Origin of the sequence: Flavobacterium flevense, assembly GCF_900142775.1 — a bacterium.
GTDB classification, from domain to species: Bacteria; Bacteroidota; Bacteroidia; order Flavobacteriales; family Flavobacteriaceae; genus Flavobacterium; species Flavobacterium flevense.
Genome location: NZ_FRCC01000002.1, coordinates 206,567 through 226,693, shown reverse-complemented (window position 1 = coordinate 226,693; position 20,127 = coordinate 206,567). Strand labels below are relative to the sequence as shown.

The following is a 20,127-nucleotide window of genomic DNA, read 5'->3' as shown; positions in this document are numbered from 1 at the left end:
TAATGGTGGGTTTATTCATTTTTATGAAAAAAGAAATACAATACTATCATTTTAGAAGGTACATTTCCTCTGTTGACAGGTACGTGCGGTATTCTTCCGTCAAAAAAGATAGAGTCTCCTTCTTTTAATAGTACTTCGTCTTCACCTATTATATAATAACATTCACCAGTTAGTATGTACTTAAATTCATAAGCGTCGGTTTCTACTTTATCACGTTCTGATCCAGGTTGTACTTCCAATAATACTGCTTCAAATCCTACCGATGATAATTGTTTGCCAAAAAGAAATTTATATTCAAAGCCTTTAGCTTCATCTTCTTTTTCTATAATGTTATTGTCTTCTTTTCGGGAAACAATAAAATTATTCTTATCTGATTTTGGAAGTCCGTTAAAAAATTCCGAAACTTCAATTCCTAATGCTTGAATAATGTTTAGTAATACTGGGAGCGAAGGTATTGTTCTGCCATTTTCTATACGCGAAATTAATCCATTACTTACATCGGCATTAGTGGCGACAGTGTTTATAGTCAGGTTGTTCTTTTTACGGATTTCCTTAATTCTTTTTCCCAGTCCAATAAGATAGTCTTGCATGTTGTGTTTTTTACAATAAGTAAATTACGGCAAATTTCTTGATTTGAAAGTTACTGTCAAAATTAACCGCCTATAATTGTTGTAGAATCATGATTTAAAATAATAATTTTCTTGTTATTGTATTGAATTTAGGTGGTTTATGTTGTTTGTTAAGAAATTGTCATTTTTTATGTTTATTGATATTGCTGTGCCATTTTTGTAGTTATATAAGCTTAAAATATTTTTTACAAATAGTAATATTATATGTCAGAATGATTGTTCGATAAGCTTTTAGCTAAAAAATAGTAACCGCAAATTCGCAAATTTTTAATTTGTGAATTTTCGGTTTTTTTTATTTGATATTTTGTAAGTATATTTTCTGTATTTGAGAGGGGTAAAATGTGGTTTCATCCCATACATTTAAGATTTACAGTGATTTTATGAATAAAAACGAAATAAAGAAGATATTTTTAAGTAATACTGATGAGAAATTAAGTATTTATCTCGAGATATTACTTTCAAAATGTAAGGATATTGCTAAGGAAAGCAACGTAATTGCAATATTTATGTTGATTCTTATCTTACTTTTTTATTTGACTGATTTTTCAAAATTAGAAAGTTTGCAAGTTGGTCCAGTTGAAATAAATGATGTAAACTCTATAAAAATTTTTATTCCCTTAGTTTTTGCTTTTTTAGTATTCAGATATATAATTATCAGTGCGCATAAAGCTGAAATTCATAAAATTATTACCGAATTTTCTAGTGAATATTTTGATTATGAGGATTCTATTCCTGTTGATGAATTACATATGGATGATTTTACAAGATCAATTTTACCATTCTCAATATATGGTGAGATTTCAAAATTAGCCCACAAAGGGAAATCTAAGTTTGGATATTTTGGAGCGTTTTTAATTTTTCCAATAAGTGCTATATCATTTATTCCTTTTGTTCTAGAATATTTTTGGATTAAAGAGTTTGTTTTGCAATTTGAAACTTTAAATTTTTATCAGAAATCGTCAATTGTATTAAGCATTTGGATAATCATAATTTCTATTTATTATTTTATCCACACTATGATTGTTAGTGTAAATGAAAAATAAATAAAATGCTTGTACCGCTCAGATTTAAAATTATAATTTGCGAATTTGCGGTTATTTTATTTAGTAGTACTGGAAAAATTAATCCAGTTTATCCACCAGTTTTTTAAACACGGCTTTAGCATTTTTACCTTCGTACAAAATCTCATGAACGGAGTCAATAATAGGTGTTTTGGCACCATACCCCTGGTTGAGTTTGTACGCACTTTTAGCAGCATAATAACCTTCAGCGACCATACTCATTTCCATCATGGCACTTTTTACGGTGTAGCCTTTCCCAATCATATTCCCGAACATTCTGTTTCTTGAAAAAACCGAATAACCGGTAACCAATAAATCGCCCAGATAAGCCGAATCATTGATGTTGCGCTTCATTTTGTGTACTTTTTTGATGAACTGCTTCATTTCCCGAATCGCATTACTCATTAACACCGATTGGAAGTTATCGCCATAACCTAAACCATGAGCAATTCCGGCGGCAATAGCATAAATGTTTTTAAGCATCGCTGCATATTCGGTTCCAATAATATCATCAGTAATTTTGGTTTTAATGTAATTCCCAGCTAGATTTTTAGCTACATTTTCTGCTTTTTTTTCATCACCACAAGCAATGGTCAGGTAAGACAAGCGTTCTAAAGCTACTTCTTCGGCATGGCACGGACCCGTAATTACACCAATATTATAATAAGGAATATTGTATTGAAAATGAAAATGCTCTCCAACAATTAAACTCGTTTCGGGAACAATTCCTTTGATGGCTGAGAAAATGATTTTATCTTTTAGTGAAACGGTTAGTTTTTGCAATTCGGTATCTAAAAAGGCAGAAGGAATCGCAAAAATAAGGTAGTCTGCATAAGCAACCGCCTCATTAATATCATTAGTAAGCAGTAGTTTTTTAGTATCAAATTCTACTGAACTTATGTAATTTGGGTTGTGTTTGTGTGCTTTTATATGCTCAATAGCCGATTCATTTCGCATATACCATGAAACTTCAGAAAGATTGACGCAGAGCATTTTTGTAATGGCTGTTGCCCAGCTTCCACCACCAATTACTGCAAACTTTATATTTTCACTCATCTTTTTATAGTTTAACCAAAAGTACTTAAAAATGTCCTAATGAAGCAAGAGGAATCCTTTTGAATTGGATGCTGCTTTATAAAAAGAATTATTTTTTAATTTTTTTCTAATCACATGCAATAAAAAGAATATTGATTTCGTTGTAAAATAGTATATATGAGTAATTTGTGTTTTTTAAATTACTGGAATTAGTTAATTTAGTTTTGGTGTTATTTTAAAAAGGCGTCTGAGAATAGTATTCAAAGACGCCTTTTTTTAATGGGTAAAATAGCCAGGTAACGAATTAATAACTCATTTCTACAATTTCTTTTAGTTTCTCCAGAGTAATGTTTTGTCGCTCTCCCATTGCTTTCCAGCCTCTTTCATCAAAACGATTTACAATAAAATCGGCAGTTTTGTTATAATCATCTGTGTATTGTGACAGCTTGGTATCCATTCCCATCGTGTGGAAAAATTCAACCGTTTTATTGATTGCTTCGTTGGCAATTTCGTCAACGGTTCCGGATAAATTAAAAATACGTTTTCCGTATTGTGCCAGTTTTTCTTTTTTGGTTTCGAATAAAACGCGATATAAATTAGGTCCGATAATGGCCAATGTTCTGGCATGATCAATGCCGTACAATGCTGTTAATTCGTGACCAATCATGTGTGTTGCCCAGTCATTAGGAACTCCTTTTTGGATTAATCCGTTTAAAGCCATGGTACATGACCACATAAAATTAGAAGCCAAAGCATAATCGGCAGGATTTTCTACTACTTTTGGCCCTACTTCGATTAAAGTTTGCAAAATTCCTTCGGCAATTCGATCTTGTAAATAACCTTCGTGTGGATAGGTTAAATATTGTTCCATTACATGTGTAAAAGCATCTACTACTCCGTTTTGCAATTGTCTTTTTGGTAAAGACTGAATTACGGTTGGGTCACAAATCGAAAATTGCGGAAATAAGGCACTTCCACCAGAAGCTAATTTCTCCTGAGTCGCTTTAATTGTTACCACATAACCCGAATTCATTTCGCTTCCCGTTGCCGGAAGTGTCAGAATGGTTCCAAAAGGCATTGCATTTTCTTTTATTAAAATATGTTTTTGAAGAATATCAATCGGATTTCCATCAAAATGTACGGCAGCCGAAATGAATTTAACTCCATCAATTACTGATCCTCCACCAACAGCAAGGATAAAATCAATGTTTTGTTCCTTGATAACATCAACAGCTTTCATCAAGGTTTCAAAATGCGGATTGGGTTCAATCCCGCCAAATTCTACAATTTCAAATCCTTTAAGATTATCGATTACTTGCTGGTGAATTCCGTTATTAAAAATGCTTCCTCCGCCATAAGCCAATAAGATTTTAGCACCTTGCGGAACTAATTCGGATAATTTTTCTATTTGCCCTTTTCCAAAAACCATTTTGGTAGGATTGTATAATTCAAAATTTAGCATATTCTTTTAGTTTTAGAGATACTTAGAGACTTAGCATCTTATTTATTTAATTGTTCCAATAATTTTTGTGCTACCAGTTTAGATGAAGCTGGATTTTGTCCTGTAATTAATAAACCATCTTCAACAGCATAAGGCTGCCAGTTTTCAGTTTTAGAATAAATTCCGCCATTGGCCTGAAGTACTTCTTCCAATAAAAAAGGAACTACATCAGTCAGTCCTACTGCGGCTTCTTCGGCATTTGAAAACCCGGTGACTTTTTTTCCTTTTACTAAATAATCACCGTTTACTTTAACATCTTTCAAAACTCCGGGAGCATGACAAACAAAAGCCACAGGTTTATTGTTATTATAGAATTTTTGAATCAAATTAATCGAATTTTTGTCTTTGGTTAAATCCCATAAAGGACCGTGACCGCCGGGATAAAACACCGCATCATAATCAGATTCTTTGACATCAGCTAATTTTAAGGTGTGTTTTAGTTTTTCCAATAATGCAGTGTCGGCATCAAATCGTTTCGTGTCTTCGGTTGCCGATGCTGGATCAGCACTTTTAGGATCAATTGGTGGTTGTCCGCCTAGTGGTGTGGCAATGTCAATTTGTATTCCTTGATCAGCTAATTCATAATAGGGTGCTGCCAGTTCTTCTGTCCAGAATCCTGTTTTTTCTCCCGTGTTACCTAGTTTGTCGTGACTGGTAACTACAAATAATACTTTTTTCATCTTTGCGTTATTTTGTGCTGTTGCAGTAAGCGAACATGCAGTTAAAATTATAATCGTAAGTAATGCTTTTTTCATGCTGTTATTTTTTTGTTAGTACAAATTTACGTCAGATATGTTATTAGTAAAAATAATTTAAATTATGTTTGTGATAAATTTATTTATATCATGGTAAATCTAGAATGGTACCGAACGTTTAAATCGGTATATAAAAACGGTAATTTTTCTTTGGCAGCCAAAGAGTTGTTTATCAGCCAGCCTGCAGTAAGTCAGCAAATTTCGATGTTGGAAGCTCATGTGGGTTATAAATTATTCAACAGAAAATCCAAAGGTGTGGAGCCTACCGAATATGCTAAGTTGCTTAATAACCTGATTATCGAAGCTTTAGATCGATTAGAGAATGTGGAAAATGGTTTCAGATCTAAAGCATTTGATGCCAATCGTTTGATTACTGTCGGGATTTCAAAACATTTTTTTAGCTGCATCGGGAGTAATTTGATAGCTAAATTTGATTATATCGATTTTAGTTTTCAGGAAAATGATGCACTTTTTGAATTGGTAAATGCTAAAAAACTTGATTTTGCTATTGTGACCAAAAAGTATGACACCTTTGATACTTTGCAAAAAGAACTGGGAGTTATTCGGCAAATCATTGTAGGTTCTGGGAATCTTGATGCTGCAATGCTGCATTCTGCCATTAATAAAAATGATTATGAAGCCACCGAAAATTGGTTAAACGAGCAAAAATGGTACAGCCATGATTCCGGAATCCCGCATATAAAATTATTCTGGTTGCATGTTTTTAATAAAAAACGTCCTTCTATGGTTTCTAATTATATTATTCCATCAGAATACGAAATGCTGGAGGTGCTTTCTAATAATTCTGGTGTGGCTGTAAGCTGGGATATCAATGCAAAATCATTTATTCAGAAAGATAAATTGCAATTGTTGTGGAAAACAGATCATATGCCGGCTACAACCGTGTATCTTTTGTCAGCAAAAAATGCGGGAATCAATTCGGTAGCTCAGGAAATTGAAGAGGAGTTGAAAATGATTTTGGGTTGATTATAAATATAAATAACAGAACTCTAAATGATTTGCCTCTTGCTTTAGCTGGAGGTCTATAATTTTGATAAAAAAAGGCTTTGGCCAAATAAAATTATTGATTTTTGGCTAAAGCCAATTTGTATTTGACTTAAATTAACCACCAGCTAAAGCTGGAGGCAATTGATTATAATATTAAATAATCTTTGCTGACTTGTTTTACTTCTTATAAAATAAATTATGGTCAATGTATTCCCAGACTTTTGTGGGTAATAAAGGACGAATGTTTTTACCGGATTTGATGTTATTTCGAATAAAAGTCGAAGAGATTTCAACAACCGGAGCATCAATCATGTGAATTTTAGGATGATTTTTATCCTGAAAAGTCGGGACTAAATTTTCTTCTTCCGAAGAAATGCGTGGATAGACATAAATCTCATGATGCGCTAAAATAGCTTCATAATTTTTCCATTTGTGCAAAGACTTTAAATTGTCTTCGCCCATAATCAAAGAAAATTGATGCTGAGGATATTTTTCTTCAAGATGTACTAAAGTGTTTACCGTATAATTAGGTTGCGGAAGCTTAAACTCAAAATCAGATGGTTTAAGTTTTGGATAGTCCTGGGTGGCAAGAAATACCATTTGCAGACGATGGTAATCATCCAGCAAAGTGCTTTTTTTCTTCAACGGATTGTGTGGCGTAACCACAAGCCAAACCTGATCCAAATCAGAATGCTCAGCCATGTGATTGGCAATAATGAGATGTCCAACATGAATGGGGTTGAAAGTGCCGAAATACAATCCTATTTTCATTTTTTAGTCCTTAGTTTTTTAGTCCCTAGTCCCTAGTCTTTAGCTGTTAGTCTTTCAGGTTTTTAGAGAAGGCATTTATCATTTTACTTTCTTCTTCTATCAAGAATATAATTTCATTAAATAAATTAGTATCAACTACAAAATCTAATTCTTTTGCTATAATGAGTTGTGTTTCTATTTCGTTTAATGAGCCTCTGGAAATATTTAAAAAGTGATTGAATGATTTGTCCGTTTGTCGTCCAAAACCTTCTTCAATATTAGAAGGAACAGATACCGAAGCTCTCTTTAACTGACTTGTTAATGCGTAAATTTCTTCTTTTGGAAAATCTTTTGTGAGTTTGTAAATTAAAACAACAATTTTGATGCCCTTTTGCCAAATTAATAATTCTTTGTATGATTTTACTCCACTCATAATTTATTGTTTTTAGGTTGATTGTCTTTAGCACTAAGGACTATGTACTAACTACTAAGGACTATTTACTCACAAAATTTCGAACCAACTCAGTCGCTTCCTCCAATGCTACTTCCAAATCATAATTTTTTATTACAACATCAAATTGTGGTGCTGTAGCCAGTTCTACGTGAGCTTTAGCAATTCGCATATTGATTTTTTCTTCGCTTTCGGTAGAGCGTTCTTTTAAGCGCCGTTTTAGTTCGTCAACACTTGGTGGTTTTACAAAAACAGCTAACGTTTCTTCGGGGAACTTATGCTTGATACGCAATCCGCCGGCAACATCAATATCAAAAATTACATTTTTACCCAAAGCCCAGATGCGTTCTACTTCGCTTTTTAAAGTTCCGTAAAAGTTATCCCGGTACACTTCTTCCCATTCTACAAAATCCTCGTGTTTAATGTGGCTTTTAAATTCGTCCAAAGAAATAAAATAGTAATCCTTACCGTTTACTTCTTCACCTCTGGCTTCACGGGTGGCTGCCGAGATTGAAAACTCTAAATTCAAGTCTTCCTGTTTTAATAAATGCCTTACTATAGTTGTTTTTCCGGAACCTGATGGCGCCGAGAATACGATTAATTTTCCTTTTTTCATTTTTTTAGTATTAGTCCTTAGTGATTAGTCCTTAGTGATTAGTCCTTAGTCCTTAGTTGGTTTCATCGCTAAGGACTAAGGACTAGGTACTATTTACTTATAAAACATTCAAAACCTGTTCTTTAATTTTCTCCAATTCGTCTTTCATCATCACGACTAATTTTTGCATTTGAGCATGATTGGATTTAGAACCCATGGTGTTGATTTCACGTCCCATTTCCTGAGTGATGAAACCTAGTTTTCTACCATTGGCTTCCGTTCCTTTGATGGTTTCTAAGAAATAATCCAGATGATTTGTTAAACGCACTTTTTCTTCAGTAATATCTAATTTTTCTAAATAATAGATTAATTCCTGTTCAAAACGGTTTTCGTCAACATTTACTTTTAACTCATCAATGGCAGTTTGCAAACGGTCTTTGATGGCCTGAACGCGTTCCGGATCAAGAGCCAGCGCGTCGTTCATATATTGACGGATGTTTCCAATGCGTAATTGGAATTCTTTCTCTAACGATTGACCTTCGTCTTTTCTAAAAGAAAGAATATTATTTAAACTATCGTTGATTACGTTTTTGATCTGAGCCCATTCGTTTTCGTCAATTTCTTCTCTTTCCACTTTCATGGTGTCCGGCATTCGAACAGCCATTTTCATCAATTCGGTTTCATCGGCATCCGCATACACTTCTCTTAACTGATTGATGTAGGCTTTTACAATAGGTACATTGACTTTCGTCGAAGTTTGCTCAGCGGTACTTTCGATATAAATAGAAAAATCTACTTTCCCTCTTTCTAATGTTGCCGCAATTTGGGTACGCAATCCCAATTCCATTTCGCGGTAAAGCGAAGGCATTCGTACATTTAGATCTAAGCCTTTACTGTTTAAAGATTTTACTTCGACTGTTATTTTTTTGGTTGGTAACTGCAAAGTAGCTTTACCAAAACCGGTCATTGATTGTATCATATTGTTTTCTAAAAAGTGGTCAAAGATACTAAAAAAGTAGTAAGTGTTCAGTCAGCAGTGTAAGGCAATCGGTATTAAAAGTTTTTGCCACGAATTACACAAAACACACCAATTATTACTTGTTTTTCCTTTACAGGAATCATTAAAAAGCCAGAATTAGTGAAATTTGATTTAAATTCTAATAAAATTAGTGACAATTGGTGTAATTCGTGGCTAACATTTTTTTAAAGCCTCCACGAGTTAAGAGTGTCTAAATTATTTATTTTCGAATGCTTTCATTACTTTAAGAATATTTTGTTGTGTATTTCCAATATAAATACCGCCATCAATAATAAAAACCGGACGGCTCAGGAAGGTGTAATGTTCCAGAATATATTTCTTAAAATCAGCTTCGGTTAAGTTTTTGTCTTTTAATCCCATTGATTTATACAATTGTGCTTTTTTGCTGAAAAGCGCTTCATAACTTCCCGAAAGGGCATGCATTTCTTCCAGTTCTGCCTCAGTAATAGGATCTTGTTTGATGTCGTGAAAAGCAAGATTATTGTCTTTTGGTAATGATTTGATAATTTTTCGACAAGTATCACAAGAAGCGAGATAGTATATTTTGTTAGCCATAATTATTTATTTCTTTATGCAAAGAAAAATCATTTGCCACGTTAAATGATTATTTTTGTTCAAAAATTACAAATTCAATACAATGAAAGAACTTTTAGAGATTACTAAAACCAGCAGAAACATGGTTTCTAAATTGATTCAGGGATTTACTTTAGAGCAACTAAATAAGGTTCCGGCGGGCTTTAATAATAATTTGATTTGGAATGTGGCGCATATTATTGTTACACAACAAGTGTTAGTTTATAAATTAGCAGGTTTGCCTGTAATGGTTTCGGATGAATTGATTGAAAAATATAAAAAAGGAACTAAAACCGAACACGAGGCTTCTCAGGAAGAAGTAGATGAGATTTTGTCCTTATTACACAAAACAATCGAACAAACAGCCATTGATATTGACAATAATTTGTTCCAAAATTTCAATGAATACCCTACTTCTACAGGATTTGTTTTAAAAAGCAATTTTGATTCGATGTCATTCAATAACTTTCATGAAGGCATTCATATAGGGGTTATTATGGCTATTCGAAAATTAGTATAATAAAAAAGAGCTTCCGGAGGTCAAAAAGCACGAGTTTTATTTTTGACACGAATTACACGAATTAGTACAAATTTCTATCTGCCTTTGACAGATTCGTGTAATTCGTGTCTATTCTTTTTATTTCGTTATCAGATAATCATTTGCTTCTTCATATTTGATAAGTAAAGCTCTGGAACCATCAACATAAGCGGCAATTTCATACGGATTGTAATGAAGCACAATACCTTCATTTGTGAAAAATAAATTTTGGGCAGCCTGAAACACATCGTTTTCAAAAAACATTCCGGTACTGTTTATTGGTTGGTCTTTGGGAATTTTGTATTTCTGTCTGAATTTTGTTTCAGCAAAAACTTTAAACAAATTCCAGTTTTTAAATAGCTTTTCATTGGGTATTTTTTTTCCGGTTTTTGGATCAAAAATTAAAGAACGCAAACCGGCATAACCGTGAGCTCCGCCTGTAAAGGTGTAATGATTGATGGTGATGTTTATGATGTTTTCCGATTTGTATTTTACTTCTCCTTCAATTTTAGCTTCCCATCCAAAATGATCCCGCGGAAAATCCCTTTTTATTTTTTCATAATTCTGAATAAACGATTGGGCTAATTCGTTATAATTTTTTGAGTGGTTGGGTTTGTCTCCAAAATCGACAATAGATTTTACTGTTGTAAAAACATTGTTATTGATGCTGTCTGAAATAGTACCGGCATTTTTAGCAACAGGAATATCGATTTTTATGCTGGGGCAATTTTCGGTACAGTCTAAGTTAGTTGATTTTTCAAAAGACTGATTTTCAAAATCCAATCCTTTGGAACAACTCATACACATAAGAAGTAACAGAGAGAATAAGGTATATTTCATTTTAATTTTTTTTAATTCTGGTCAAAATAAATTTATATTTCAAGAGCTTTTCTAAAAAAGTGCGGATTGAAAGATAACAGTTTTTAACTAAAAATAAAAATCAAAATGGTATTCCTGATTTATTGTAAGTAATAAATATAGCCCACATTAAGCCATACTAACCAGTCATTAGCTTTGTTTTCTTTGTAAAAATCTTTATTGGGATTTAAGCCATCCACCCAATCTGAGAAATAATACTGAAAACGTAAATCAACCATCAAATCGCTCAGTGGTGTCAGCTTGTATCGCGTTCCTACACTGGATACAATAGACCATACACTGCCGCTTTCAGTAGAAAAACCATATTGACGGTCATCATACGGAGTCAGGTATTTAGGATAGGTGGTTAGTGGTGTTCCCAGAGGTCCTAGGGTAGAGGTAGCTTCGGTATTGTAATAGCTAAACTGACCGCCAAGACTGATAAAAGGACCAAAACTTCCTATTCTGGCTGTAAAATCACGAATGCTTAACGGAAAATATTCTAATTGCATCCCCAGGTTGGTGACAGCACTGTTTCCTTCCATAGCCCGCAATTGGTCTGCTTCAAGTGAGGTACGGTCAGGACTTACCCATTCGCCAAAATGTTTGAATTCGGTTTTGTTATAAGACAGCTCTGATCTTAGTTTAAAGTGGTCGTTAAAATACGTTTCGGGAGTGTAACAGTTACATTCCGCAGTGTATGAAAAGTTGAGATAATGAATAATTCCTATTCCTACTCCGGTATTTCCTGCGTTTGTACTTAAATCATGCCGCTCTCCATAATCCGACTGAAAAGCAACCGGTCCGGCAATAACTCCAATTTCATGTGAAAAACCAAATTGCGCATTTATTTCACAGGATATTCCCAGCAAAAAAAATACAATTAAGGAGCTTAGCCAATTATTTATGAGCATTTTAAACTTTTCGGTTTTGGACAAAGATATAAAAAACATTATTTATCCATTGTAATAATAGCGAACTAATTAGAATGTATTTTATAAAGAAAAAGCAGTGGTCAATGGGACTGATTTCGGAATTATTTTTTTTAATACTTCCCATTTTAATTAAGTTTATTTTAAATAAAATTTCTTCATAAAATGTATATTTGTAAGAGTAGTAATTTTTTTTAATATTCATAATCCAACATCTATATGTCACAAATATTTACAGATTTTATAAATAATATAACGCTGAAAAACCCTAATGAACCGGAATTTTTACAGGCAGTTTCAGAAGTTGCCGAGACAGTGATTCCTTTTATAGAAGAAAATAAAAAGTATCAAAACCAGATGCTTTTAGAGCGCATGACCGAAGCAGACCGGATAATCATTTTTAGAGTGGCATGGATTGATGATCAGGGGAAAACTCAGGTAAACCGTGGATACCGTATCCAAATGAATTCGGCTATTGGTCCTTACAAAGGCGGTCTTCGGTTTCATCCTACGGTGAATTTAAGTGTTTTGAAATTTTTAGCTTTCGAACAAACTTTTAAAAACAGTTTGACCAGTTTGCCAATGGGCGGAGGAAAAGGAGGTTCGGATTTTGATCCAAAAGGGAAATCAGATATCGAAGTAATGCGTTTTTGCCAGGCTTTCATGACCGAATTATGCAAACATATTAGTGCTGATACTGATGTTCCGGCTGGGGATATTGGAGTAGGAGCCAGAGAAGTAGGCTATTTGTTCGGGCAGTATAAAAAAATCAGAAATGAATTTACCGGAGTCTTAACCGGAAAAGGAATTTCTTTTGGGGGTTCCCTAATTCGTCCTGAAGCCACGGGGTATGGAGTCGTTTATTTTGCGCAAAGCATGCTGGCTACTAAAGGCAAAAATCTACATGATAAGATTGTGGCTGTTTCCGGATCCGGAAATGTGGCACAATATGCTGTAGAGAAAGTGACTCAATTAGGTGCTAAAGTAATTACGATGTCAGATTCCGGCGGGTATATTTATGACGCTGACGGAATTGATGCCGAAAAATTAGCGCATATTATGTATTTGAAAAATGAATTACGCACCCGAATTAGTGAATATGTTGTAAAATATCCAAATGCAAAATATTATGAAAATGAGAAGCCTTGGAATCAAAAATGCGATATCGCTTTGCCCTGTGCTACTCAAAATGAACTGGATGAAGAAAATGCTAAAACCTTAGTGGCTAATGGTTGTTTTTGTGTTGCTGAAGGTGCTAATATGCCTTCTACTTATGAGGCAGTGGTTGTTTTTCATAAAGCTAAAATATTGTTTTCACCCGGAAAAGCGTCTAATGCGGGCGGAGTAGCGACTTCCGGTTTAGAAATGTCACAAAACTCTTTGCGATTGAGCTGGACCGCCGAAGAAGTAGATGAAAAACTAAAAGCCATTATGCTTAATATTCACGCTGCCTGTGTACAATATGGTGCCGATGCCGATGGCTATGTAGATTATGTAAAAGGAGCTAATATTGCCGGATTTGTAAAAGTAGCCGACGCGATGCTGGCTCAGGGAGTGGTTTAGTTTTTTTAATCTTTTTAGTCCTTAGTAGTTAGTACATAGTCCTTAGTTGGTGAGTCCTTAGTCCAGCTGTTGGGTGTAATTAGTTGTAATTATTAAAACGTCAGTTCGAGTGTTTTTTGTGGAGTATAACGGAACAAAAAATGTATCGAGAACCGTTTTTAATGAAATTTTTCTTGTTCTCGATACAATCCCGTCCGAAAACGGGATCACTCGAACTGACGAAAAATTATCATCAAAAACTAAGTGCATGGGACTAAATACTAAGTACTCACCAACTAAGGACTAAGGACTCTTTTAACTATCTTCGCAAAAAATAATATTCATGCAAATTAAAACCAAAGCAATTGTTATTTCGGCTTTAAAATACCAGGAAAAAAGTCTGATAGTAAAATGCTTTACGTTGTCGCATGGATTAAAATCGTATTTTGTTCGGGATGCCTTTTCGAATAGAAAAAGTAATCAAAAAATGGCGTATTTTCAACCCATGACCATTCTGGAAATTGAAGCCAATCATAAGAATAAAGGAACTTTAGAGCATTTTAAAGAAATCAAAATTGCTGCTCCTTTTCAGTCCATTCATCTGGATATTTTTAAAAGTACTATTGTAATGTTTATTTCAGAAATAGTGCATCATTCGATCCATGAAGAAGAAAAAAACGAACCGCTTTTTGTTTTTCTGGAAGCTGCCCTGCAGTGGTTAGATGAACATGACGAGATGGCTAATTTCCACCTGATTTTAATGCTGGAAATGACCAAGTATTTTGGTTTTTATCCCGATACTTCGGATATGGATATGCCTTTTTTCGAAATGAATGAAGGTGTTTTTACCCCTTTTCATGCCGCTGGTTCTTTGAGCGAACATGAAAGCAATTTGTTCAAAAAACTCATTGCTTTAAAATTTGATAACAATCAAAAAGTGTTTCATGTTATCGAAAGACAACTGCTCTTAAAAATTCTGATTGACTATTATGCCTATCATCTGGATGGTTTTAAAAGACCAAAATCATTGGAGGTTTTAAAGGAAGTTTTTTCTTGAATTTTTATGACTATCTTTTTTTGCCCCGAATGCACGAATTATTTTTTGAATTCGATAAGTTTAAATCTCACTAATTCAATTAATGATGGATTAGACAGATTTAAATAAAAAACTTGCAATAGTAACCCTTTCAGAGTTTTGAACTCTGAAAGGGTTACAAAAAAAAGAACTTGCAGCCAAAAACGACCATATCCATAAACTGGAAATCCAGCTCGAAACCTTAAGAGAAATGATAAAGAAGTAGTTTTTTTGTAAGAATTATTTATATATTAGCGAAAAAATAAATACTGACGTTTATCAGATAAAGCTACCCTAAAATGGGGGTGATAGGTCTGATTTTGTCAGACTTAATATATAATTTGTATGCAATTTTACACAAAAATGATTTAAAGTAACAATATTCTAAATAATGAAACAAGTAATATTTAGGGGTACAGGTCAACTAAATGGACCCGTAATAATTAACAAAACAATTGAAGTAGAAGACCAAATAGCAATTAATTTAGGTGGTTCAAAAAGAGACGATGTCAAATTAGCAATTTTATCTGTACATTATCCTGGTGTAAAAATTAATCCGAAAAACATCAGTGTAAATATTGCTCATATAAATAAGAAGGAAGAACACAATGATTTTAAAAAATTTGCTAAAAAGAATAAACCAAAATCTTCTTTTAGTATTGGTAATATTATTCTTTGGATTATCTTTTTTCCATTTAAATTAGCATGGTGGATATTGAAAAGTATTTGGAAAGATAAGGATCATATTAATGGAAAATGGCATTAATATGGTTAAAAATGAGTATATAAATACAATTACAGATATAATAAATTCTGAATGTTTTAGAAGAGAATTAAACAATATAAATAATTCATATTCAAATCTAAAGCAAGAAGGATTGATAAGAAATTTAATTTTAGAAAAATTAAATTATCATTTCATTTCTGCAGGATTAAATAATATAAAAGCATTTGCTGAACATCCAAGAGTAAGAGGAATGAGAATAGACTTGTCTATCATCAATTGCGAAAAAATTGAAAAACCTTTTAAAATTGAATTTAAATACCAATTTTCCAAAGATAATAATAATTTGAAAGACTATTGGAAAGTAATAAATAAAGACTTTGAAATTAGAATAAGTGATTTATTTATTTTAGTAATTTCTGATTGGGAAACTAATAACAAAAAAGAATTTGACGAAAAATGGGGAATAACTTCAAATTTATCAAGATACATCTCTAAAGATGATGAATGGAAAAAAAATATAGTTCAGAGTTTTAAAAAATTTGAAAATGCGAAACTTATAGAATTAAAAAAAATAGAAATATCTCAACCATATAAAACTGACTACTACTTTTATATTTTATCAAGAAAATAAAAACTGTGTACAACAGCAAGAGTTTCGTTCCCGATCTGCTCGGATATACGTAAACGTTAACGCAGTTCGATAGCGCAGTCCCGAAACCCCGATCGCTCGGATATATGTAAACCTTAGCGCAGCTCGATAGCGCATAATTGTATCCCCGATCGCTCGGATATACGTAAACGTTAGCGCAGTTCGATAGCGCAGAATTATATTCTGTGCCCACAAAGAGGAGCAACTTTATGGAGTTACTTGATGAGATCCTTCCTTCGTCAGGATGACAAGTTTGCGGTAAAAGTCATAGCGAGAAATCACCGATCGGCTCGGATATACATAAACGTTAGTGTAGCTCGACCACAAAGAGGAGCAACTTTATGTAGTTACTTGATGCGATTGCTTCGTTCCTCGCAATGACTAGCTTTGCGGTAAATGACAAGAAAGTTGTAACGGTTTTAATTGTTACAACTTTCTTGTTTTTTGTAAAAATCCTCCATAATTGCGTTTATTCCCTCTTTTTTCTTTCCTCTTTTCTCTAATTTCCTCAAAATTCCTTACTTTCGCACCTCGATTAAGAAAAGGATAAAATGAGTACAAAATTTACTGAGTACAAAGGACTTGACTTGCCAACAGTAGCGTCGGAAGTTCTGGATTTTTGGAAGAAAGAAAATATATTTGAAAAGAGTGTAACAACCCGCGAAGGTGCTGAGCCTTATGTGTTTTTTGAAGGACCGCCTTCGGCAAACGGATTACCGGGAATTCACCACGTGATGGCACGTGCTATTAAAGATATTTTTTGCAGGTATAAAACTCAAAAAGGTTTTCAGGTAAAAAGAAAAGCCGGTTGGGATACTCATGGATTACCTGTAGAATTAGGTACTGAGAAAGAACTTGGAATTACAAAAGAAGATATTGGCAAAACCATTTCTATCGAAGAATATAACGAAGCGTGTAAAAAAACCGTAATGCGTTATACGGATGTATGGAATGATTTGACCGAAAAAATGGGATATTGGGTAGATATGGAAGATCCGTATGTGACTTATAAGCCCAAATATATGGAGTCTGTTTGGTGGCTTTTAAAACAAATTTATGATAAAGGTTTGTTGTACAAAGGATACACGATTCAGCCGTATTCTCCTAAAGCCGGAACGGGATTGTCTTCTCACGAAGTAAACCAGCCCGGAGCTTACAGAGATGTTACGGATACTACGATTGTAGCGCAGTTTAAAACCTTGCCTGAAACTTTACCTTCGTTTTTACAAGGTTTTGGAACAATTCACATTTTAGCTTGGACGACAACACCTTGGACATTGCCTTCAAACACCGCTTTGACAGTAGGTCCAAAAATTGACTACGTTTTAGTAAAAACTTTCAACCAATATACTTTCGAAGCTGTAAATGTTATTTTGGCTAAGAATTTAGTTGGAAAACAATTCGGAAAAGGATTTTTTGCAAGTGAAGACGATGCTGATTTTGACAATGTAAAAGAGGGTGATAAAAAGCTTCCATACAAAATTATAGCCGAATGTAAAGGTGTGGATTTGGTAGATATCCGTTACGAACAATTATTGCCGTACACTTTACCGTATCAAAATCCGGAAAACGCATTCAGAGTAATTTCAGGAGATTTCGTTACTACTGAAGACGGAACAGGAATCGTGCACACGGCTCCGACTTTTGGTGCTGATGATGCTAAAGTTGCCAAAGAAGCAACGCCGGAAGTTCCGCCAATGTTGGTTTTAGACGAAAACGGTACAGCAGTTCCATTGGTCGATTTACAAGGAAAATTCACTTCGCACATGGGGGAATTGGCTGGTAAATACGTTAAAAACGAATATTATGATGCTGGACAAGCGCCAGAGCGTTCTGTAGATGTTGAGATTGCTATTCGATTAAAAGAAGAAAATAAAGCCTTTAAGGTTGAAAAATACGTGCACAGTTACCCACACAGCTGGAGAACTGATGAACCGTTGTTGTATTATCCATTAGACTCCTGGTTCATCAAAGTGACTGATGTAAAAGAGAGAATGTTCGACCTGAACGAAACGATTAACTGGAAACCAAAATCTACCGGAGAAGGACGTTTTGGGAATTGGTTGAAAAATGCCAACGACTGGAATTTATCTCGTTCCAGATATTGGGGAATTCCGTTGCCAATCTGGAGAACAGAAGACAAAAAAGAGGAAGTGTTGATTGGTTCTGTTGAAGAATTGTACAATGCGATCGAAAAATCTATTGAAGCTGGTTTTCAAAAAGAAAATCCGTTTAAAGGTTTCGAAATCGGAAATATGTCTGAAGCCAATTATGATTTAATCGATTTGCATAAAAATGTAGTGGATGAAATCACTTTAGTTTCGGCATCAGGGCAACCTATGAAACGCGAAAGCGATCTAATTGATGTTTGGTTTGATTCCGGAGCAATGCCGTATGCACAATGGCATTATCCTTTTGAAAACAAAGATAAAATTGACGAAAACAAAGATTTTCCTGCGAATTTCATCGCCGAAGGTGTCGATCAGACTCGTGGATGGTTTTATACATTACATGCTATCGGAACCTTAGTTTTTGATAAAGTAGCTTATAAAAATGTAGTTTCGAATGGTTTGGTTCTGGATAAAAACGGACAAAAAATGTCAAAACGTTTAGGAAACGCCACAGATCCTTTTGAAACCATTGCTGAATACGGTCCTGATGCGACCCGCTGGTACATGATTTCCAATGCGAATCCGTGGGATAACCTGAAATTTGATATTGAAGGAATTGCTGAGGTGCGTCGTAAATTCTTCGGAACTTTATATAACACGTATTCGTTCTTTTCATTGTATGCTAACATCGACGGATTCAAATATGATGAAGCCGAAGTGCCGTTGAATGAAAGACCGGAAATTGACCGTTGGATTCTGTCCGAATTGCATACTTTAATCAAGTTAGTTGATGAAGCTTATGCGGATTATGAGCCTACAAGAGCTGCCCGTGCGATTTCTGATTTCGTTCAGGAAAACCTGAGTAACTGGTACGTTCGTTTGTGTCGTCGTCGTTTCTGGAAAGGCGAATATGCACAAGATAAAATTGCGGCTTATCAAACCTTATATACTTGTTTGTTAACGGTAAGTAAACTGAGTGCTCCTATCGCTCCGTTCTTTATGGACAAGCTTTACAGAGACTTAACTTTGGCTACACAAACAGAAAAATTTGATAGCGTACATTTGGCGGAATTTCCAAAATACGTTGAAAACTTTGTTGATAAATCGTTAGAGAGCAAAATGCAGAAAGCTCAGACTATTTCATCGCTGGTTTTATCACTGCGTAAGAAGGAGATGATTAAGGTGCGTCAACCGCTGCAAAAGGTAATGATTCCGGTACTTGACGAGAAACAGAGAAGTGAAATTATGGCCGTTTCTGACCTGATAAAAGCAGAGGTAAACGTGAAAGAATTGGAGCTTTTAGACGATGCTTCGGGAGTATTAGTAAAGCAGATTAAGCCTAATTTCAAAGCACTTGGGCCCCGTTTTGGGAAAGATATGGGTCTGATTTCTAAAGAGATACAAAATTTTTCTTCTGAACAAATCAATCAGTTGGACAAGGAAGGAAGTATAGCTATTGTTATTGCAGGAAAAGACGTAACTTTATCACTAGAGGATGTGGAAATAACCTCTCAGGATATTGAGGGTTGGCTGGTTGCTAATTCTAACGGAATTACCGTTGCGCTTGACATCACGATTTCTGAAGAATTGAAAAAAGAAGGAATTGCAAGAGAGTTAGTCAATAGAATCCAGAACATCAGAAAAGATTCCGGATTTGAAGTGACTGATAAGATTAAGGTCTATTTGCAAAGCAATGCAGTATTAGAAGCTGCTGTAAATGAAAATAGTGCATACATTCAATCAGAAACGTTAACAGAAGTGTTGGTTTTTGAAGAACAAATAAAAGATGGCACAGAAATTGAATTTGATGACATTAAAACTAAAATAACGATTACTAAATAACATTGATTATGGTAGATGAAGCAACACGATACTCCGACGCCGACCTGGCCGAGTTCAAAGAGATAATCCAAAAGAAAATTGAGAAAGCTCAAGCTGATTTAGATTTGATAAAAAGTGCTTACATGAATGATTTGAATAATGGTACTGATGATACATCACCTACATTCAAAGCTTTTGAAGAAGGAAGCGAAACAATGTCTAAAGAAGCTAACTCTCAACTGGCTATTCGTCAGGAAAAATTCATACGCGATTTAAAGAATGCTTTATTCCGTGTAGAAAATAAAACTTACGGGATTTGTAAAGTAACAGGTAAATTGATTAGTAAGGAAAGACTGAAAATTGTTCCTCATGCTACCATGAGTATCGAAGCAAAGAACATGCAACGATAATCACTGAAATTCCAAATTTTAAATTCCAAATTCCAATCCTAGCTTTGGAATTTGGAATTTCTTTTTG

20 protein-coding genes are annotated in these 20,127 nt (G+C 34.2%); 9 read left to right on the top strand and 11 right to left on the bottom strand.

Going from position 1 to position 20,127, the window contains the following annotated elements; genetic code table 11:
- Positions 1 to 11: 11 nt before the first annotated feature.
- Entirely contained in the window at positions 12 to 590 is a 579-nt protein-coding gene (locus tag BUB89_RS04165) for a helix-turn-helix domain-containing protein (RefSeq protein ID WP_073242263.1), read from the bottom strand.
- 419 nt (positions 591 to 1,009) lie between these two features.
- Between BUB89_RS04165 and BUB89_RS04160 the strand changes: the two genes are divergently transcribed.
- Positions 1,010 to 1,672 carry a hypothetical protein gene (locus BUB89_RS04160; RefSeq protein ID WP_141384412.1) on the top strand — a complete coding sequence of 221 codons (663 nt, stop codon included), beginning with the start codon at positions 1,010 to 1,012 and terminating at the stop codon, positions 1,670 to 1,672.
- 78 nt (positions 1,673 to 1,750) lie between these two features.
- Here BUB89_RS04160 and BUB89_RS04155 read toward each other — a convergent pair whose 3' ends face one another.
- From BUB89_RS04155 to BUB89_RS04145, 3 genes are all read right to left on the bottom strand, one after another.
- Positions 1,751 to 2,746: an NAD(P)H-dependent glycerol-3-phosphate dehydrogenase gene (locus BUB89_RS04155; protein ID WP_073242259.1), complete on the bottom strand. Its 996-nt coding sequence runs from the start codon at positions 2,744 to 2,746 to the stop codon at positions 1,751 to 1,753.
- A gap of 283 nt (positions 2,747 to 3,029) precedes the next feature.
- Entirely contained in the window at positions 3,030 to 4,187 is a 1,158-nt protein-coding gene (locus BUB89_RS04150; protein WP_073242257.1) for an iron-containing alcohol dehydrogenase, read from the bottom strand.
- Between the two features lie 38 nt (positions 4,188 to 4,225).
- On the bottom strand, positions 4,226 to 4,981 hold the full coding sequence (locus BUB89_RS04145; protein WP_073242254.1) for a type 1 glutamine amidotransferase domain-containing protein: 756 nt from the start codon (positions 4,979 to 4,981) through the stop codon (positions 4,226 to 4,228).
- Positions 4,982 to 5,071: 90 nt separating this feature from the next.
- On the opposite strand from BUB89_RS04145, the gene BUB89_RS04140 reads away from it, so the two are divergent.
- Positions 5,072 to 5,968: a LysR family transcriptional regulator gene (locus tag BUB89_RS04140; RefSeq protein WP_073242252.1), complete on the top strand. Its 897-nt coding sequence runs from the start codon at positions 5,072 to 5,074 to the stop codon at positions 5,966 to 5,968.
- Positions 5,969 to 6,166: 198 nt separating this feature from the next.
- Here BUB89_RS04140 and nadD read toward each other — a convergent pair whose 3' ends face one another.
- The 5 genes from nadD to BUB89_RS04115 all read right to left on the bottom strand — a co-directional run bounded on the left by nadD (position 6,167) and on the right by BUB89_RS04115 (position 9,379).
- Positions 6,167 to 6,760: a nicotinate (nicotinamide) nucleotide adenylyltransferase gene (gene nadD / locus BUB89_RS04135; RefSeq protein ID WP_073242250.1), complete on the bottom strand. Its 594-nt coding sequence runs from the start codon at positions 6,758 to 6,760 to the stop codon at positions 6,167 to 6,169.
- A gap of 46 nt (positions 6,761 to 6,806) precedes the next feature.
- On the bottom strand, positions 6,807 to 7,172 hold the full coding sequence (locus tag BUB89_RS04130; protein WP_073242248.1) for a four helix bundle protein: 366 nt from the start codon (positions 7,170 to 7,172) through the stop codon (positions 6,807 to 6,809).
- A 61-nt stretch (positions 7,173 to 7,233) separates the two neighbouring features.
- On the bottom strand, positions 7,234 to 7,806 hold the full coding sequence (gene gmk, locus BUB89_RS04125; RefSeq protein ID WP_073242246.1) for a guanylate kinase: 573 nt from the start codon (positions 7,804 to 7,806) through the stop codon (positions 7,234 to 7,236).
- Positions 7,807 to 7,903: 97 nt separating this feature from the next.
- Positions 7,904 to 8,764: a YicC/YloC family endoribonuclease gene (locus tag BUB89_RS04120; protein WP_073242244.1), complete on the bottom strand. Its 861-nt coding sequence runs from the start codon at positions 8,762 to 8,764 to the stop codon at positions 7,904 to 7,906.
- 255 nt (positions 8,765 to 9,019) lie between these two features.
- Positions 9,020 to 9,379, bottom strand: coding sequence for an arsenate reductase family protein (locus BUB89_RS04115; protein ID WP_073242242.1), 360 nt, complete (start codon positions 9,377 to 9,379; stop codon positions 9,020 to 9,022).
- Between the two features lie 82 nt (positions 9,380 to 9,461).
- Between BUB89_RS04115 and BUB89_RS04110 the strand changes: the two genes are divergently transcribed.
- Positions 9,462 to 9,917, top strand: coding sequence for a DinB family protein (locus tag BUB89_RS04110; protein WP_073242240.1), 456 nt, complete (start codon positions 9,462 to 9,464; stop codon positions 9,915 to 9,917).
- A gap of 117 nt (positions 9,918 to 10,034) precedes the next feature.
- Here the strand turns inward: BUB89_RS04110 and BUB89_RS04105 are convergent, their stop codons facing one another.
- Both BUB89_RS04105 and BUB89_RS04100 read right to left on the bottom strand, forming a co-directional pair.
- Positions 10,035 to 10,775: a DUF3298 and DUF4163 domain-containing protein gene (locus BUB89_RS04105; protein ID WP_073242238.1), complete on the bottom strand. Its 741-nt coding sequence runs from the start codon at positions 10,773 to 10,775 to the stop codon at positions 10,035 to 10,037.
- Positions 10,776 to 10,894: 119 nt separating this feature from the next.
- A complete protein-coding gene (locus BUB89_RS04100; protein WP_073242236.1) occupies positions 10,895 to 11,707 on the bottom strand; it encodes a THC0290_0291 family protein in 813 nt (270 codons plus the stop codon).
- 237 nt (positions 11,708 to 11,944) lie between these two features.
- Here BUB89_RS04100 and gdhA point away from each other — a divergent pair, with 237 nt between their 5' ends.
- The 6 genes from gdhA to BUB89_RS04065 all read left to right on the top strand — a co-directional run bounded on the left by gdhA (position 11,945) and on the right by BUB89_RS04065 (position 20,060).
- Complete coding sequence (gdhA, locus tag BUB89_RS04090) at positions 11,945 to 13,288, top strand: NADP-specific glutamate dehydrogenase (protein ID WP_073242232.1); 1,344 nt, start codon at positions 11,945 to 11,947, stop codon at positions 13,286 to 13,288.
- Positions 13,289 to 13,610: 322 nt separating this feature from the next.
- Positions 13,611 to 14,324, top strand: a complete 714-nt coding sequence (gene recO / locus BUB89_RS04085) for a DNA repair protein RecO (protein ID WP_073242230.1) — start codon at positions 13,611 to 13,613, stop codon at positions 14,322 to 14,324.
- 409 nt (positions 14,325 to 14,733) lie between these two features.
- Positions 14,734 to 15,108, top strand: coding sequence for a hypothetical protein (locus tag BUB89_RS04080; RefSeq protein WP_073242228.1), 375 nt, complete (start codon positions 14,734 to 14,736; stop codon positions 15,106 to 15,108).
- Positions 15,092 to 15,700 carry a hypothetical protein gene (locus BUB89_RS04075; RefSeq protein WP_073242226.1) on the top strand — a complete coding sequence of 203 codons (609 nt, stop codon included), beginning with the start codon at positions 15,092 to 15,094 and terminating at the stop codon, positions 15,698 to 15,700. The genes BUB89_RS04080 and BUB89_RS04075 overlap by 17 nt, the downstream gene beginning before the upstream one ends.
- Positions 15,701 to 16,269: 569 nt before the next feature.
- Positions 16,270 to 19,671, top strand: a complete 3,402-nt coding sequence (gene ileS / locus BUB89_RS04070; protein ID WP_073242224.1) for an isoleucine--tRNA ligase — start codon at positions 16,270 to 16,272, stop codon at positions 19,669 to 19,671.
- An 8-nt stretch (positions 19,672 to 19,679) separates the two neighbouring features.
- Positions 19,680 to 20,060: a TraR/DksA family transcriptional regulator gene (locus tag BUB89_RS04065; RefSeq protein WP_071184521.1), complete on the top strand. Its 381-nt coding sequence runs from the start codon at positions 19,680 to 19,682 to the stop codon at positions 20,058 to 20,060.
- Positions 20,061 to 20,127: the final 67 nt, after the last annotated feature.